The 15,126-nt window shown below is 69.1% G+C and carries 17 protein-coding genes and 1 pseudogene; 9 read left to right on the top strand and 9 right to left on the bottom strand.

Annotation, left to right across the window (positions count from 1 at the left end; genetic code table 11):
* Together H0W38_RS04810 and H0W38_RS04805 are read left to right on the top strand one after the other, a co-directional pair.
* Positions 1-109 (top strand): annotated as a pseudogene (locus H0W38_RS04810) (GntR family transcriptional regulator); the annotation flags it as partial.
* 9 nt (positions 110-118) lie between these two features.
* Positions 119-1,168, top strand: a complete 1,050-nt coding sequence (locus H0W38_RS04805) for an alpha/beta hydrolase (RefSeq protein WP_292451666.1) — start codon at positions 119-121, stop codon at positions 1,166-1,168.
* 103 nt (positions 1,169-1,271) lie between these two features.
* Here the strand turns inward: H0W38_RS04805 and H0W38_RS04800 are convergent, their stop codons facing one another.
* From H0W38_RS04800 to H0W38_RS04765, 8 genes are all read right to left on the bottom strand, one after another.
* Complete coding sequence (locus tag H0W38_RS04800) at positions 1,272-1,685, bottom strand: YbaN family protein (protein ID WP_292451663.1); 414 nt, start codon at positions 1,683-1,685, stop codon at positions 1,272-1,274.
* A gap of 131 nt (positions 1,686-1,816) precedes the next feature.
* Positions 1,817-3,256, bottom strand: a complete 1,440-nt coding sequence (locus H0W38_RS04795) for a dihydrolipoyl dehydrogenase (protein ID WP_292451661.1) — start codon at positions 3,254-3,256, stop codon at positions 1,817-1,819.
* Between the two features lie 5 nt (positions 3,257-3,261).
* On the bottom strand, positions 3,262-4,635 hold the full coding sequence (gene glp / locus H0W38_RS04790) for a gephyrin-like molybdotransferase Glp (RefSeq protein ID WP_292451660.1): 1,374 nt from the start codon (positions 4,633-4,635) through the stop codon (positions 3,262-3,264).
* A 31-nt stretch (positions 4,636-4,666) separates the two neighbouring features.
* Positions 4,667-5,221 carry a GNAT family N-acetyltransferase gene (locus H0W38_RS04785; RefSeq protein WP_292451658.1) on the bottom strand — a complete coding sequence of 185 codons (555 nt, stop codon included), beginning with the start codon at positions 5,219-5,221 and terminating at the stop codon, positions 4,667-4,669.
* Positions 5,214-5,831: a molybdenum cofactor guanylyltransferase MobA gene (gene mobA / locus H0W38_RS04780; RefSeq protein WP_292451657.1), complete on the bottom strand. Its 618-nt coding sequence runs from the start codon at positions 5,829-5,831 to the stop codon at positions 5,214-5,216. Before mobA ends, H0W38_RS04785 begins: the two co-directional genes overlap by 8 nt.
* Positions 5,832-5,910: 79 nt before the next feature.
* Positions 5,911-7,050: a GTP 3',8-cyclase MoaA gene (gene moaA / locus H0W38_RS04775; RefSeq protein ID WP_292451656.1), complete on the bottom strand. Its 1,140-nt coding sequence runs from the start codon at positions 7,048-7,050 to the stop codon at positions 5,911-5,913.
* Between the two features lie 122 nt (positions 7,051-7,172).
* Positions 7,173-7,886: a C40 family peptidase gene (locus H0W38_RS04770; protein WP_292451655.1), complete on the bottom strand. Its 714-nt coding sequence runs from the start codon at positions 7,884-7,886 to the stop codon at positions 7,173-7,175.
* 32 nt (positions 7,887-7,918) lie between these two features.
* Positions 7,919-8,080 (bottom strand): hypothetical protein, encoded by a 162-nt coding sequence (locus tag H0W38_RS04765; RefSeq protein WP_292451654.1) that lies wholly within the window; start codon positions 8,078-8,080, stop codon positions 7,919-7,921.
* Between H0W38_RS04765 and H0W38_RS04760 the strand changes: the two genes are divergently transcribed.
* Positions 8,079-9,059, top strand: coding sequence for an MDR family oxidoreductase (locus tag H0W38_RS04760; protein WP_292451653.1), 981 nt, complete (start codon positions 8,079-8,081; stop codon positions 9,057-9,059). The genes H0W38_RS04765 and H0W38_RS04760 overlap by 2 nt on opposite strands.
* A gap of 34 nt (positions 9,060-9,093) precedes the next feature.
* Here H0W38_RS04760 and H0W38_RS04755 read toward each other — a convergent pair whose 3' ends face one another.
* A complete protein-coding gene (locus H0W38_RS04755) occupies positions 9,094-10,719 on the bottom strand; it encodes a 4-hydroxyphenylacetate 3-hydroxylase N-terminal domain-containing protein (protein WP_292451651.1) in 1,626 nt (541 codons plus the stop codon).
* Between the two features lie 231 nt (positions 10,720-10,950).
* Here H0W38_RS04755 and H0W38_RS04750 point away from each other — a divergent pair, with 231 nt between their 5' ends.
* The 6 genes from H0W38_RS04750 to H0W38_RS04725 form a co-directional block, all read left to right on the top strand.
* Positions 10,951-11,520 (top strand): isochorismatase family protein, encoded by a 570-nt coding sequence (locus H0W38_RS04750; RefSeq protein ID WP_292451650.1) that lies wholly within the window; start codon positions 10,951-10,953, stop codon positions 11,518-11,520.
* A 20-nt stretch (positions 11,521-11,540) separates the two neighbouring features.
* On the top strand, positions 11,541-13,511 hold the full coding sequence (locus H0W38_RS04745; protein WP_292451648.1) for a propionate--CoA ligase: 1,971 nt from the start codon (positions 11,541-11,543) through the stop codon (positions 13,509-13,511).
* A 114-nt stretch (positions 13,512-13,625) separates the two neighbouring features.
* On the top strand, positions 13,626-13,871 hold the full coding sequence (locus H0W38_RS04740) for a hypothetical protein (protein ID WP_292451647.1): 246 nt from the start codon (positions 13,626-13,628) through the stop codon (positions 13,869-13,871).
* A 139-nt stretch (positions 13,872-14,010) separates the two neighbouring features.
* On the top strand, positions 14,011-14,226 hold the full coding sequence (locus H0W38_RS04735) for a hypothetical protein (RefSeq protein WP_292451646.1): 216 nt from the start codon (positions 14,011-14,013) through the stop codon (positions 14,224-14,226).
* A gap of 50 nt (positions 14,227-14,276) precedes the next feature.
* Positions 14,277-14,615, top strand: a complete 339-nt coding sequence (locus H0W38_RS04730; protein WP_292451644.1) for a hypothetical protein — start codon at positions 14,277-14,279, stop codon at positions 14,613-14,615.
* Positions 14,608-15,126 (top strand): Fic family protein (locus H0W38_RS04725; protein ID WP_292451643.1); only part of this gene is annotated, 519 nt, incomplete at its 3' end. The genes H0W38_RS04730 and H0W38_RS04725, both read left to right, overlap by 8 nt.

Raw genomic sequence — 15,126 nt, 5'->3', positions numbered from 1 at the left:
CGCGCAGGCGATCGCGCAGCGCGATGAAGCCGGTGCGGCGCAGGCGCTCGACGCCTTGCTCGACAACATCGAGGCCTTCACCAAGGCCACCGTGTCGCTCGACATCTGAGGCCCGACCATGCATTTTCTGCGCCCCTTTTCGGCCCTGCTGCTTGCCGCAGCCTTTTCGCTTGTCGCTTGCGCACAGGTGGCCGGCCCGGCGAAGAACGGTCCGCCGAGCTATGGCCCGGAGCTCGAAGGTTTCGATTACCCGCATCCGGTGCAGCGCTTTCGCTTCACCTCGCAGGGCCAGCCGCTGCAGATGGCTTACATGGACGTCAAGCCCGCGGACGGCGCCAAGGCCAACGGCCGCACCGCCGTGCTGCTGCACGGCAAGAACTTCTGCGCCGCGACCTGGCAAGGCACGATCGCTGCGCTGAGCCAGGCCGGCTACCGGGTCATCGCGCCCGACCAGATCGGTTTCTGCAAATCGAGCAAGCCGCAGCGCTACCAATTCAGCTTTCAGCAGCTGACGCACAACACGCGCGAGCTGCTCGCCTCGCTGGGCATCGAGCGCGCGGCCGTCATCGGCCATTCGACCGGCGGCATGCTGGCGGTGCGTTACGCACTCATGCACCCGGCGCAGACCGAGCAACTGGTGCTGGTCGCGCCGATCGGCCTGGAAGACTGGCAGGCCGAGGGCGTGCCCTGGATCGGCATCGACCAGTGGTACGAGCGCGAGCTGAAGACGAGCGCCGAGGGCATCCGCCGCTACGAGCAGGCGACCTATTACGCCGGGCAGTGGAAGCCCGAGTACGAGCGCTGGGTGCAGATGCTCGCCGGCTTGAACGAGGGCCCGGGCCAGCACATCGTCGCGTGGAACTCGGCCAAGGTGTACGACATGATCTTCACGCAGCCGGTCGTTCACGAGTTCGGAGCGATCGACGTGCCCACGCTGCTGATCATCGGCCACATGGACACCACGGCGATCGGCAAGGACCGCGCGCCGGAGTCGCTCAAGGCGCGTTTGGGCAACTATGCCGAGCTGGGCAAGCGTGCGGCGGCGGCGATTCCCGGCGCAAGGTTGGTCGAGTTCGAACAGCTCGGGCATGCGCCGCAGATCCAGGACCCGAAAGCCTTCCACGAGGCGCTGCTCGACGGGATGAAGGCTCAAGCCAAAGCTCGTTGAGCCGGGGCAGCCAACCGCGGCGAAGGCTGCGGACCGGGGTCTTCGTCGGGCGGGTCGCAGACTGATTGCCGCCAGCGAAGCAACGACCCCGACACCGCGCTCCTCAGGGCTTGCCGGTCCGCACCTCGGCCCTCGTCGGCAGTCGCCACATCCACAGCGCCACGAGCGTGCAGCATGCGGCCGGCAGCCAGCTCCAGGGCGGCGGCAGCAGCCACCAGGCCCACGCCGAGCCGAACGCCATCATGACGATGGCGGCCTGCTTGGCGCGCAGCGGCATGGCGCGGTGCATGCGCCAGTCGCGCACCATCGGGCCGAAGCGCGGGTGCTCGAGCAGCCAGCGCTCGCAGCGCGCGCTACCCCGCGAAAAGCAGTACGCGGCGAGCAGCACGAACGGCGTGGTCGGCAGCAGCGGCAGGAAGATGCCGACAATGCCGGCCGCGAGCGCCAAGCCTCCTGCGGCGAGCCACAAGACGCGATGCCAGCGCTGCGGCGCGGTGCGTAGGGAAGGGGCGGTCACGGCGGCATCGTAGCCGCGACGCGCAGGAGGGATGTGCGCGGGCGGTTCAACTCGTGACTCCGATCCGGCGCTTGTCCTGCGGGCGCCTTGCCTATCGTCACGGCTGTTACGACCGTGCCCCAGCAGCAACCTCAATCACCCGGCGTGCAGCCTTCGCAAGGGGTGGCGGTATCGAGCTTGCGACGCAGGTCGCGCAGGGCGGTGCGCAGGCCTTCCTCGATGACCGGGTGGTAGAAGGGCTGCTCGAGCGCGGTGTCCACCGTCTCGCCGCGCTGCACGCTCCACGCCAGCAGGTGGCCGATGTGCTCGGCTGCGGGGCCGAGCATCTCGGCGCCGAGCAGGCGGCGCGAGTCGGGCGTGGCATAGACGTGCAGCGCGCCGGCGTTAACGCCCATCACGCGGCTGCGGCCCTGGTCGACGAAGCTCACCGCGCCGGTTGCGAACGCGGTGTGTGCTGCGCGCAAGGCGGTATGCGATTGCCCGGCGATCGCGATCTGCGGCTCGCAGAAGGCAATGGTCAGCGGCGTGCGGCGCAGGCCTTGCTCCAGCGCGGGCCAGCGCCCGGCGTTGCCGCCGGCGATGCGGCCTTCGTCGGCGGCTTCATGCAGCAGCGGCCGGTCGCGGTTGGCGTCGCCGGCGATGAAGACCGGCGCGCCTTCAACTTGCAGGGTGAGCGGGTCGAAGCGCGGCGTGCCGTGCGCATCGAGCGGCAGGCTCGTGTTTTCCAGGCCGAGCACGTCGATATTGGCGCGCCGGCCGGTGGCGGCGAGCAGGAAATCGAAACGCTCGCGGTGTTCGCCGCCCGGCGTGCGCCAGTGCAGCGACACGCCGTCGCCGTCGCGCGCCAGGTCCAGCAGTTCGGCCTCGCGGTGCAGTGGCAACGCGGCATCGAACAGCTCGCCCGCTAATGCGGCCAGCGCAGGGTCGGTGAGTGGGCCCACCCCCGCGCCGCGGCCGAGCAGGCGCACGCGCACGCCCAGCCGGTGCAGTGCCTGCGCGATCTCCTGGCCGAGGACGCCGGTGCCGATCACGGCGACCGAAGCGGGCAGGTCGGTCCAGTCGAACACGTCGTCGTTGACGATGAGCCGCTCGCCAAGCGCGCTCCGCCAAGCCGCAGGCGCATCGGGCCGTGAGCCGGTGGCAATGACGATGCGCTCGGCCTGCACCTGCACGTCCAGGCCCGGCCCCTGGACCCGCAGCACGCCGTCGGCGACGAAGCGGGCACGCCCGCACAGCAGGTTCTCGTCTTCGATGCTGCGGTCCATGTCCTCGAGCACGAAGCCGACGAAGCGGTCGCGTTCGCTCTTCACGCGCTGCATGACGCGCCGCCCGTCGATGCGCACGCCCTGGACGTCGATGCCGAAGGCCCCCGCATGCTGCGCGCGGTGCGCGGCATCGGCCGCGGCAATGAGCAGCTTGCTCGGCATGCAGCCGACGCGCGCACACGTGGTGCCGAGCGGCCCCGCATCGATCACCACCACCTTGTCGCTGTGTTCGCGCGCCGCGCGCCAGGCACTCAGGCCGGCCGATCCGGCGCCGATGATCGCGACTTCGACCTTGCGTTCCTGCATGCGGCTTACACCAAGCCGTCGAAAGGCAACACGTCGACCCGCTCGCCTTCGGCCACCGAGCCCTGCCCGTGGTGCAGCACGACCAGCCCGTTGGCCATGCTCATGCTGCGCAGGATGCCGGAACCCTGTGCGCCGGTGAGCTGCACGTCCCAGTCGCCGTCGGCGGCGCGGGCGACGATGCCGCGCTGGTATTCGGTGCGGCCGGGCTTCTTGCGGATGGCCGCAGCAGCGCGTGCTCGCAGCATCGGCATGGCTTGCGGCGCAGCGCCGGCCATCGCGAGCAGGGCTTCGCGCACGAAGGCGTAGAAGGTCACCATCACCGCCACCGGATTGCCGGGGAGGCCGAACAGCACGGCGCTGCGCGCGTTCGAGCTGACGCGGCCGAAGGCCATCGGCCGGCCCGGGCGCATGGCGATGCGCCAGAACGCGACCTCGCCCAGCGTGGCCATGACCTTGCGCGTGTGATCGGCTTCGCCGACGCTCACGCCGCCCGAAGTGATGACGGCATCGGCGTTCTCGCACGCGCTGCGAAAGGCCGCCTCCAACGCTGCCGGCTCGTCGCGTACCACGCCGAAGTCGAGCACTTCCACACCCAGCCGCGTGAGCATGGCGTGCAGCGTGTAGCGGTTGCTGTCGTACACGCAGCCGGCGTCCAGCGGCTCGCCGATCGAGCGCAGTTCGTCGCCGGTGGAAAAGAAGGCCACGCGCAGGCGGCGGCGCACCGGCACCTCGGCCTGGCCCAGCGAGGCGAGCAGGCCGATGTCGGCCGGGCGCAGCACGCGGCCGGCGCTCAGCGCCGCTTCGCCGAGCGCCAGGTCCTCGCCGGCGAGGCGGCGGTTGTCGCCGGGCGCCACGACGCCGGCCGGGATGGCGATGCGGCGACTCTGCGCCGTGGCGCCGGCGGGGAGGGCCGCCGCAGCGCCGTTCGCCCCGGCTTCCTCAGGGGCATCGGCAACGAACTCCTGAGGCACGACGGTGTCCAGGCCGGATGGCATCACCGCACCCGTCATGATGCGTACGCATTCGCCGGCTGCAGCCTGGCCTTCGAACTGCTGGCCCGCATAGGCGGTGCCGGCCACGCGCAGCACCGTCGGCGCGTCGTCTCTCAACTCGGCCGACGCCAGCGCGTACCCGTCCATCGCCGAGTTGTCGCTGGCCGGCACCGCGATGGGCGAGACCACGTCGCGCGCCAGCACGCGGCCCAGGGCGCTGCGCAGCGCCAGCATTTCGACGGCACCGACCGCGGGAACGAAGCGGGCGATGAAGTCCTGTGCCTGCGAAACGGTCAGCGCATTGGGGTCGTAGCCGGCGATGCACGAGGCGACGGTCTCGAGCGAGGGCAGGGCAGCGGTCGGGGTTGTCGCGGGTGAAGCGGTCATCGGTCGTCCATGTCTGTCTCTGCTGCTCCGCCTACAGCGTGAGCAGCATCTGCGCCTTGTCGAAATAGCGTTCGCGCCGACCCTCGACGATGCGCACGGCGCGCGGCAGCACGCCGTAGCGGGTGAAGCCGGCGCGCTCGTAGAGCCGCACGACCTCGGTGCTCGAAGCGGTGACGCTCAGCACGATCATCTGCAGCCCGCTGGCCACGCGGGCTTCGGCAATGCAGCCGGCCACCAGCGCGCTGCCGATGCCGCGCCGGGTGCAGCCGGGCAGCACCATCATGGCGATGAGCCAGGCGATGTGGCGCGTCTTGGCGCGCGTCTCGCGCTCCAGGCCGACCGAGCCGAGCAGCTTCTCCCCGCCGTTGCCGTCGGGGTCGAAGGCGCCGAGCAGGAAGCTGCCGCCCAGCGGGTCGCCGCGGCCCAGGCGGCCGATGTAGCTCTCGGGCGAGCGGCCCTGTTCGGTCTCGTGGTCGGAGGTGAAGGCCTCGGGGTGCCGGCGCAGCGCTTCGTCGCGCAGCAGTTTGTAGGCGCCCAGATCGGCCGGCTCGAGCCGGCGGATGCGCGCTGTGCAGCGCTCAGCCACCGCGACCTTCGAGCTGGCGCAGATCGTCCAGCGTGTTGGCGTTGAAGAAGGCGGCAGCGTCGGGAAAGTCGACCACCGCGCAACGGTGCAGCGCGGTCCAGCGGTCTATCTTGCGGCCGCCTTCGTGCGTGAAGCGCATCAGGCTTTCCATGAGCTCGGACTTCATCAGGCAGAACACCGGCTGCAGTTGCGGGCCGTCGCGGCTGGCGTCTTCGCCCTGCGGCGTGCGCGGGATCGCGAGCTCGGCGCCTTCGGCCTCCAGCGCGTGCGTCAGGCGTTCCACCAGGTCTTCGGGAAAGACCGGCGTGTCGCAGGGCACGCTCATCAGGTAGGGCGTCTCGCAGCGTTCGAGCCCGGCCAGGAAACCCGCCAGCGGGCCGGCGTAGTCGGCCACCGGATCGGGCCAGACCGGCACGCCGAAGCTCTCGTAGGCGGAAAGGTTGCGGTTGGCGTTGATCATCAGTTCGCCGACCTGCGGCTGCAGGCGCATCAGCGAGTGCATGGCCAGCGGCATGCCGCGGTAGGGCTGCAGACCCTTGTCGACGCCGCCCATGCGGCTGCCTCGGCCGCCGGCGAGGATGAGGCCGGTGATGTGGTTCGTTTCAATCATGGGAGCAAGGGTTCGGCGTGAAGCTCGTGAAGGTGCATTCGCGCTGCTCGTTGCGGGGCGCCATCGGGGGCAAGCGCGGCTAACCGCCGATGTAGCTCATTTCCACCTTGGCCGCTGCCGCCGCCTCGCCAGCCGCACTGCCGCGCAGCTCGGAGTAGCGGTCGTCTCGGCCCTGCCAGACGAGGCCGATGGCCGCAGCGATCTGTGCGTCGGTGTAGCCGGCCGCATCGCGCAGCAGCGAGCGCAGATCGTGGCCCCGGGAAGCGAAGAGGCACAGGTAGAGCTTGCCTTCTGTGGAAAGGCGCGCGCGGTTGCAGTCGCCGCAGAAGGCGTTCGTGACGCTGGAGATCACGCCGATCTCTCTTTGTTCTCCGGCCGCGTTGTCGACATACCCCCAGCGCTCCGCCGTCTCGCCGATCTGCGTGGGATCGAGTGCGCGCAGCGGGAAGACCGCGTGGATGCGCTCCACCACCTGCGCCGAAGGCAGCACCTCGTCCATGCGCCAGCCGTTGGTGATGCCCACGTCCATGTATTCGATGAAGCGCAGCACCACCTTGCCCGCGAAGTTGTCGCGGAAGAAGCGCGCCATCGGCACGATCTCCTGGTCGTTCACGCCGCGCTTGACCACCATGTTCACCTTGATCGGCGCAAGGCCCACGGCAACCGCGGCCTCGATGCCGGCCAGCACGTCGGCAACCGGAAAGTCGACATCGTTCATGCGCCGGAACACCGCGTCGTCGAGCGCATCCAGGCTCACCGTCACGCGCTTCAGGCCCGCGGCCTGGAGTGCTGCGGCCTTGCGTGCGAGCAGCGAGGCGTTGGTGGTCAGGGTGATGTCGAGCGGCTCGCCGTCCGGCGTGCGCAATTCGGCGAGCTGCTCGATCAACTGCTCCAAACCCTTGCGCAGCAGCGGCTCGCCGCCGGTCAGGCGCAGCTTCTTCACGCCGTGCAAGGTGAAGAGGCGCGCCAGCCGCGTGATCTCCTCGAAGCTCAGCAGTTCGCTGTGCGGCAGGAAGCGGTGCTGCTTGTCGAACACCTCCTTGGGCATGCAGTAGCTGCAGCGGAAATTGCAGCGGTCGGTGACCGAGATGCGCAGGTCGCGCAGTGGCCGCCCGCGCCGGTCGGCCAGCAAGCCGTCGGGCACGGCAGCGTGCGCCGGCACGGTGGGCCGGGCGCTGTGGTGGCGGTGGTCGATCAGAGGAATGCTGCGCTCAGCCATGACGCAATTGTGACGCGTGAGCAAGAGAGCCGGCACGGCAAGGGCCCTTCGGTCGCGTGTGCCTTGCGCGAGCCAAGACGCCTGCAGATGCCGTTGTGGACGCGACGAGCGTCTTGAAGAACTCAGCGGGAGGGGGCAACCGGCGAGGCAACACCGGGCCGGGTGGCGAGACCTGGAACCGGCGCAGGCGTTTCCGCGTGGTCCGGTTCGGAGGCCGCGGCGAATCGCGCGGCGCCGGCCTGCGCCCGGGCCGGCCACGGGCCGCGCCGTGCGCCGTCGTAGCGCTTGTGCCAGTAGGTCAAGCCCATGTCTTCGATACGTACGGCCGCACCGCTGCGCGGGGCATGGATGAAGCGGCCTTCGCCCACATAGATGCCCACGTGCGAGTAGCGGGCGCGCAGCGTATTGAAGAACACCAGATCGCCGGGCTCCAGCCCGTCTCGCTTTACCGACTCCAAGCCAGGCGCGCGGGCCTGCTCGCGCGAGCGGCGGGGCAGCAGCAGTCCGGCTGCGGAGTCGAACACATGGCGGGTAAAACCGCTGCAGTCGAAGCCCTGCTCGGCCGAGTTGCCGCCGCGGCGGTAGCGCACGTTCAGGAAGCTCATTGCCGCGATCACGACGTCGCTCGACGGATTCGCGCCGGCTTGCGGCGCCGGCTGCGCCGGCTGCTGGCTATCAAGCGGCGGCTCGAAGGCGCCGGGCGAGGCGATGACGTCACCTGGCGAATCTTCATCGCGCGGGGGCGCCGGCCCGGTACCGGCACAGGCCCCCAGCACCAGCGCCGCGACCAGGGCGGCCGGCCATCGGCAAAGGCGGTACTGCGGGAAAGCCGGCATGGAGCGAAGATAGCGGCGCCCCGAACGCGGCGTCAAGCCGCAACGCCGCGCGTCACCGGCACTTGTGCGCACGCATCAGGCGCGGCGGCGGGCGGTGTGCGCGACCACAGCGGCACACCGCCGATGGTGTTGAAATCTTTCGGCGCGCCCCGCAACACCGGCCGATCGACCGCAAGACCCCAAGGAGACTGCATGTTCACCGCCCTCGTGCTCGACAAAACCGACAGCTTTCGCGCCGAGCTGCGTGAAGTCGACGACGACTTCCTGCCCGAGGGCGACGTGACTGTCGCCATCGCCTATTCCACGCTCAACTACAAGGACGGCCTGGCCATCACCAACCGCTCGCCGGTCGTGCGGAGCTGGCCGATGGTGGCCGGCATCGACGGCGCCGGCGTGGTGCTCGAAAGCCGCCATGCGTCCTGGAAGACCGGCGACAAGGTGGTCCTGAACGGCTACGGCGTCGGCGAGACGCACAAGGGCTGCCTGGCGGGCAGGGCGCGGCTCAATGGCGACTGGCTGGTGCGCCTGCCGGAGGTTTTCACGCCGCGTCAGGCGATGGCCATCGGCACGGCGGGCTACACCGCCATGCTGTGCGTGCTGGCGCTCGAGCGCCACGGCGTGGAGCCTGGCGCCGGGGACGTGCTGGTAACGGGTGCCACCGGCGGCGTCGGCTCGGTGGCGGTGGCGCTGCTTGCGAAGCTGGGCCACCGCGTGGTGGCGGCCACTGGCAAGGCGGCCGAGGGCGAGTATTTGAAGAAGCTCGGCGCGGTCGACGTGATCGACCGCGCCGAGCTGTCGGCGCCAGGCAAGCCGCTGCAGAAGGAGCGCTGGGCCGCCGCCATCGATCCGGTGGGCAGCCACACGCTCGCGAACGTGTGTGCGCAGATGCGCTACGGCGGCGCCGTGGCGGCCTGCGGCCTGGCGCAGGGTTCCGACCTGCCGGCCACGGTGATGCCTTTCATCCTGCGCGGCGTGGCACTGCTCGGTGTGGACAGCGTGATGGCGCCGATCGCGCGGCGCCAGGAGGCGTGGGCGCGGCTGGCGCTCGACCTCGACCCGGCGTTGCTGGAGTCGATGACGACCGAGGTGGAACTGGGCGGAGCGATCGAGGCGGCGCAGCGGCTGATGGAGGGCAAGGTGCGCGGGCGGATCGTGGTGAAGACGGGCGGCTGACGAGTCCCGGCTGGCAACGCCCACCGCGGCCCGATTACCCTGCCGACCTTGGCTGCGGCAAATCCACCATCACCGCCTGCCCCGGCGCTGCACAGCCGGCATCGCAACACCGTCCCGGCTGCCGGTTCTTCGTGATCGCCCGTGTCGCGTCGCTCCCGTTCGACTCGAGGACGCCGCGCTCCAGCAGCCGTTCGACCAGATCGACCTTGCTGCCCACCGGGTAGTTGCGCCAGATCTCCTGCTTCATCGCCGCCGGCGAGCCGCCGCCGTGCAGGCTGATCAGCGAATACCAGCCGCCCTGGTAGGAGGCCGTCAAATCCTCGATGAAGCGGGCCACCTCAATGCGCTTGTCGTAGGGCACGTCGGGGTTGGCGCGCAGCACCTCGGCCAGGGTGGCGGCGGTCGCCGGGTTGTGGTCTTCATCGGGCCCGGGCAGTGCGACGATCAATCCGCCAGAAACCTCGTGCGCGAGGCGGTGCATGTCGTAGATCTGCGTGGCGAGCAGCAGCTTGCCGATGTTGGCGAACACCGGCTCGGGCATGAAGTTGCCGTAATGCGGGTCGCGCGTGCCGTACACGCTGGCCGCCACGCCGCAGGCGAAGAAGCCCTCGGTGATCTTGATGAGCTCGACCATCGGCTCGCGCAGGTTGCTCTTCTCGCCGGGGTCGAAACCGTTGGCCTCGCACATCAGCGCGCCGGCGCCGATGAGCAGGTCGCCGAAGCCGGCGCGTGCGCCGATGCAGCTGTGGCGGTGGTGGGTGGCGTAGCTGTAGGTGAGGGTGCCGGAATGCTCCCACTCGCCGGCGTAGAACACGCGCTCCCACGGCACGAAGACCTTGTCGAAGATCACCACGCCGGTCGACTGGCCGTACTTGCGCGAGAAGAGCGCCGCGCCGTGTTCGAGCTTCTCGCCGGGCCGTCCCGCCGGCCGGGCGACGATGGTGATGCCCGGCGCATCGACCGGCACCGCGCAGCACACGGCGAAGTCGGCGTCTTCGCGGCCCATGTTGCGGCAGGGCATGACAAGGAACTCGTGCACGTAGGGCGCGGCCGTGACGATGGCCTTGGTGCCCGAGAGCACGATGCCCTGGGCGTTGCGCTCCACCACGTGCACGTAGGTGTCGGCGTTGCCCTGCTCGTGCGGTCGCTTGCTGCGGTCGCCCTTGGCGTCGGTCATGGCGATGCCGATCGCCAAGTCGCTGTCCTGCACGTGCGCCAGGTAGTCGTGAAAGCGCGCGCGGTGCTCGGTCGTGCCCTTGGCGTCGTCGATGCGCGCCGTCACTTGTGCCAGCGCATTGAGTGCGTCGTGCGCCAGGTAGCGCTGCGCGCAGCCGGTTTCCTGGCACAGCAGGCGCACGGCTTCCAGTTTGTTGAGCAGGTCGCCGGCCGACTCGTTGACGTGCAGCATGCGGTTCACGGCCTTGCCACGCGAGGACTGCATGGCCGTCATCAGCGGGCTGAGCGCCGTGTCGCGCGCGGCGTCGTAGGTGTAGGCCAGGGCGTTGATGCCGGGCTGCAGTGCAGGCGCATCGGCGACCGATTCGATGAGGTGTCCGTCGACATAGACCGAGGGCTTGAAGCGGCGCAGCGACTCGCGGTAGTCGGCTCCCGACATCAGCGTGACGGGCGCGGCGATAGGCGTCGGCAGCGGTGCATTCATGGCGGTCTCCGGCAAGGCCGATGCAGTCTAAGACAGCGTTCGATCGGTCGCCCGAACGTATATTTCGTGCATGCTCGATTTTCGGCCCGGTGCACGGCTCATGCGCTTCGAAGACCGCAGCCCGCAGCAGCGCGCGAGGCGCGGCTTGATGCTTCACTTGCGCAAAGGGACGCGGCAGCCGTTGCGAAGCAAGGCGCCCGCGAGCCGAAACGTCGCGGTGAGGACGGCATCATGAGCACCGGGCGCATCGACGCTGCCTGCAGCGCGGTGGTGCTGGTCGATTACCAGCAGCGGCTGCTGCCCGCCATCCACCGCGGCGAACAGGTCATTGGCGAAGCACTGCTGCTCGCCGACGTGGCCCTCGAGCTCGGCCTCGTGGTCATCGGCACCGAGCAGAACCCCGCCGGGCTCGGCCCCAACGACGAGCGCGTCAGTCAGCGCTGCGCGAGCACCCTCGCCAAGATGCACTTCGACGCCTGCGAGGACGGGCTGCTCCTGGCGCTGCCCGAGGGCCCGGACGGCGCACCGATCGACGTGGTGATCGCCGGCTGCGAGGCGCACGTTTGCCTGATGCAGACCGCGCTCGGCCTGCGCCGCGCCGGCCACGCGGTCTGGGTCGTCGCGCCGGCCTGCGGCTCGCGCAAGCCGGAAGATCACGTGCTGGCCATGCAGCGGCTGGCCGGTGCGGGTGCGGTGATCGTCTCGACCGAGATGGTCGCCTTCGAGTGGCTGCACAGTTGCCGGCACGAGTGCTTCAAGCCGGTGTTGCAAAGGCTCAAGGCGCCGCGCTTCGAATCATGAACAAGCAACGGAGACAACCGATGGACTACGCCAGCTTCTACCGCCGCTCGCTCGAAGACCGCGACGCCTTCTGGGCCGAGCAGGCCGCGCTCATCGACTGGCAGCAGCCCTTCGAGCAGGTGTGCGACTACAGCCGCCCGCCGTTCGCGGAGTGGTTCGTCGGCGGCACCACCAACCTGTGCCACAACGCGGTCGATCGCCACCTCGCCGCGCGTGCCGATCAGAACGCGCTCATCTACGTTTCCACCGAAACCGGCCCGCGCCGGGCCGCCCCGAGCGGGGCCGGCGCCCCCCTCGGAGGGGCAGGAGCCGAAGGCGACGCGGGGGGTAACACTATGGAGCGCGTGTACAGCTTCGCCGAGCTGCACGCCGAGGTCCAGCGGATGGCCGCGATCCTCATCGAGTTGGGCGCGAAGAAAGGCGAGCGCGTGCTGATCTACATGCCGATGATCCCCGAGGCCGTGTTCGCAATGCTGGCCTGCGCGCGCATCGGCGCCATCCATTCGGTGGTCTTCGGCGGCTTCGCCAGCGTGAGCCTCGCGAGCCGCATCGACGACGCCGAGCCGGCCGTGATCGTCAGCGCCGATGCCGGCTCGCGCGCCGGCAAGGTGCTGGCCTACAAGCTGCTGCTCGACGAGGCGATCCGGCTCGCAAAGCACAAGCCGGCCAAGGTGCTGCTGATCGATCGCGGCTTGAGCGCGATGGAGCGCACGCCGGGCCGCGACGAGGACTACGCGCCGCTGCGCGAGAAGCACATCGAGGCGAGCGTGCCCTGCGCCTGGCTGCCCTCCACCCACCCGAGCTACACGCTCTATACGAGCGGCACCACCGGCAGCCCGAAGGGCGTGCAGCGCGACACCGGCGGCTACGCGGTCGCGCTGGCCGCGAGCATGAAGCACATCTTTCAGGGCCAGCCCGGCGAAACCTATTTCTCGACCAGCGACATCGGCTGGGTGGTGGGCCACAGCTACATTGTCTACGGCCCGCTGATTGCCGGCATGGCGACCATCCTCTACGAAGGCCTGCCGATCCGGCCCGACGCGGCCATCTGGTGGAGCCTCGTCGAGAAGTACAAGGTCACCGCCATGTTCAGCGCGCCGACTGCCGTGCGCGTGCTCAAGAAGCAGGACCCCGAAGCGCTCAAGAAGCACGACCTGAGCAGCCTGCGCGCGCTCTTCCTCGCCGGCGAGCCGCTCGATCAGCCGACCGGCAAGTGGATCGCCGACGCGTTGGGCAAGCCGATCATCGACAACTACTGGCAGACGGAAACGGGCTGGCCTGCGCTGGCCATTGCCAACGGCGTGGAGAAGAAGGACAGCAAGTTCGGCAGTCCCGGCATCCCCATGTACGGCTTCGACGTGAGGATCCTCGACGAGAACACCGGCAAGGAGTTGACCGGCGCCGGCGAGAAGGGCGTCGTCGTCTTCGAGGGCCCGCTGCCCCCCGGCTGCATGCAGACCGTGTGGCGCGACGACGAGCGCTTCGTCAGCACCTACTGGAAAACAGTGCCCGGCAGGCTGGTCTACAGCACCTTCGACTGGGGCATCCGCGACAAGGACGGCTACTTCTTCATCCTCGGCCGCACCGACGATGTCATCAACGTGGCCGGCCACCGGCTGGGCACGCGCGAGATCGAGGAGAGCATCTCCAGCCACCCCAACGTGGCCGAGGTGGCGGTGGTCGGCGTGGCCGATGCGATGAAGGGGCAGGTGGCGATGGCCTTCGTGGTGGCCAAGGATGCGAGCGGGCTGAGCGATGCGGCCGCGCGCATGAAGCTCGAGGGCGATGTGATGAAAACCGTGGACGGCCAGCTCGGCGCGGTAGCGCGGCCTTCACGCGTGCATTTCGTCAGCGCATTGCCGAAGACGCGCTCCGGCAAGCTGCTGAGGCGGGCAATTCAGGCGGTGTGCGAGCAGCGGGACCCCGGCGACCTGACCACCATCGAGGATCCGGCAGCCTTGCAGCAGATTCGCGAGGCGGTGAAAGCTTGAGGGCCGTGCATTCGGTGCAGGCAAAGCCGTGGATCAGCGGCGTGTTCCGCCTCACCACGGAACCTTCGAGCCCCGACGCGACCGAGTAAAACCGCTATGTCGAGGAACCGCAACGTGACCCAATCCGAAACCCAAGCCATCGTGACAGTGAGCCTGCTGGCCGCGTTTGTCGATGGCGACAAGCACGAGCGCGAGCGCACGGAGATCAAGCGCATTGTCGATGGGCTTGCGCAAGCGAATGGCGTTCACCTGCCCACGCTCTATCAGGACGTGCTGATGAAGCGCGTTTCGCTGACCACCGTGTTGCCCGCCCTGGCCAGCAACGAATCGAGACAGCGCGCGTATGAAATGACGGTGTGAGTGTGCGACGCCGATGGAGCTCGGCTCGAACTCGCGGCGTCGTTCGGGCGCTGCCATGAAGAATGCTCGCCATAACGCTTCTTCCTCCTGCTTGCACACAATAGCGTCACGGCTCCCCGGGACTGAACACCTAGGCCACGTGGCCAAGCGCTACTACGCCGGGGGGGCGCTGTCCACGCAGATGCTCAAAGACGCCTATGCCGGCCTGACGCAGGAAGCGCAGGGGCTGCAGACCCGGTATTTGCCGGCGATCCAGGAACAGGCCCGCACGCTCGATGCCGGCAAAGCTCGCGATGGTGCGCGGCGCCTGAAGCGCTTGTGCAGCCCGGCGAGCTGCTGCGGGCGTCCAAATTGATGTCAAAAAATGAGTTTGACATCACCTCGCCTGGAAACTAAGCTCCGCTCATGACACGCAAGGCCACTACTTTCCGTCTCGATCCCCCCGTGCAGGCCGGTTTGGCCGTGCTCGCCGAAGTGCAGGGGCGTCCGCAGAATCAACTCGTCAACGAAGCCGTGCGCGAGTTGGTTGCCAAGCGGACCCGGGAGGTCATGGTCGATCTCGGTGCGACCCTGGAGCGTCTAAGAGCGTTTCAGGCGAGCGATCCCACGGGCGAGGCTTCGATGGAGGCGGCCATGCGGGCCGAGGCGGCCGTCGAGCACGACCCGGCCCAGGGCGTGCGCGTGAAGGGAGGGCTTGCGGTGGGCCCTTCATCGGCTCGCATGCTCGACGTCCTCGGTGGCTGACTGGGACGCCAACAGCCCCGAGCTGTTGCGCAATCTGCTCGAGCTCGGACGCAAGGTCGCAGCGGCCGCCGTCGCGCGCGAGCCGCTTTCCAGCGAAGTCATCCGCGCCTGGCAAAACGACATCATGCGGGGCCTGGAGCCCACCGGCGCAGAGCCGCTCGGGCTGTTCCGCGGCGAAGCCGGCCTCGAGGACTACGAGGTCGGGATCGGCCGGCACCTCGGTACCCCCGCAGAACAGGTTCGCGGCGAACTGGCTGGCTTCGATCGAACCTTGGTCGAGCGGCTCGACGAACTCGACCACAGCATCCGGCGCGGGCATTTCACTGAAGACTGCACCGAGGACAACGTGCAGGCCGCGATCATCCTGTGCGCATGGGCCCACGGGGAGTGGGTGCGCATCCATCCGTTTCCCAACGGCAACGGCCGCACCGCCCGCCTCCTCGTCAACAGCATCGCCTTGCGCTACGGCCTGCCCGCGTTCATGCGCTTGCGTCCTCGCCCCGGGGCCAAC

It is taken from the genome of Methylibium sp., from assembly GCF_013817365.1.
In the GTDB taxonomy this organism is placed as follows: Bacteria; Pseudomonadota; Gammaproteobacteria; order Burkholderiales; family Burkholderiaceae_C; genus Methylibium.
This window is presented reverse-complemented; position numbering and strand designations above follow the sequence as displayed.

What these genes read in the sequence shown, in the direction of transcription:
- H0W38_RS04805 (WP_292451666.1), top strand. Translation starts at nt 119, where the DNA reads ATGCATTTTCTGCGCCCCTTTTCGGCCCTGCTGCTTGCCGCAGCCTTT.
- H0W38_RS04795 (WP_292451661.1), bottom strand. Translation starts at nt 3,256, where the DNA reads ATGCAGGAACGCAAGGTCGAAGTCGCGATCATCGGCGCCGGATCGGCC.
- glp (WP_292451660.1), bottom strand. Translation starts at nt 4,635, where the DNA reads ATGACCGCTTCACCCGCGACAACCCCGACCGCTGCCCTGCCCTCGCTC.
- mobA (WP_292451657.1), bottom strand. Translation starts at nt 5,831, where the DNA reads ATGATTGAAACGAACCACATCACCGGCCTCATCCTCGCCGGCGGCCGA.
- moaA (WP_292451656.1), bottom strand. Translation starts at nt 7,050, where the DNA reads ATGGCTGAGCGCAGCATTCCTCTGATCGACCACCGCCACCACAGCGCC.
- H0W38_RS04770 (WP_292451655.1), bottom strand. Translation starts at nt 7,886, where the DNA reads ATGCCGGCTTTCCCGCAGTACCGCCTTTGCCGATGGCCGGCCGCCCTG.
- H0W38_RS04760 (WP_292451653.1), top strand. Translation starts at nt 8,079, where the DNA reads ATGTTCACCGCCCTCGTGCTCGACAAAACCGACAGCTTTCGCGCCGAG.
- H0W38_RS04765 (WP_292451654.1), bottom strand. Translation starts at nt 8,080, where the DNA reads ATGCAGTCTCCTTGGGGTCTTGCGGTCGATCGGCCGGTGTTGCGGGGC.
- H0W38_RS04755 (WP_292451651.1), bottom strand. Translation starts at nt 10,719, where the DNA reads ATGAATGCACCGCTGCCGACGCCTATCGCCGCGCCCGTCACGCTGATG.
- H0W38_RS04750 (WP_292451650.1), top strand. Translation starts at nt 10,951, where the DNA reads ATGAGCACCGGGCGCATCGACGCTGCCTGCAGCGCGGTGGTGCTGGTC.
- H0W38_RS04745 (WP_292451648.1), top strand. Translation starts at nt 11,541, where the DNA reads ATGGACTACGCCAGCTTCTACCGCCGCTCGCTCGAAGACCGCGACGCC.
- H0W38_RS04730 (WP_292451644.1), top strand. Translation starts at nt 14,277, where the DNA reads ATGACACGCAAGGCCACTACTTTCCGTCTCGATCCCCCCGTGCAGGCC.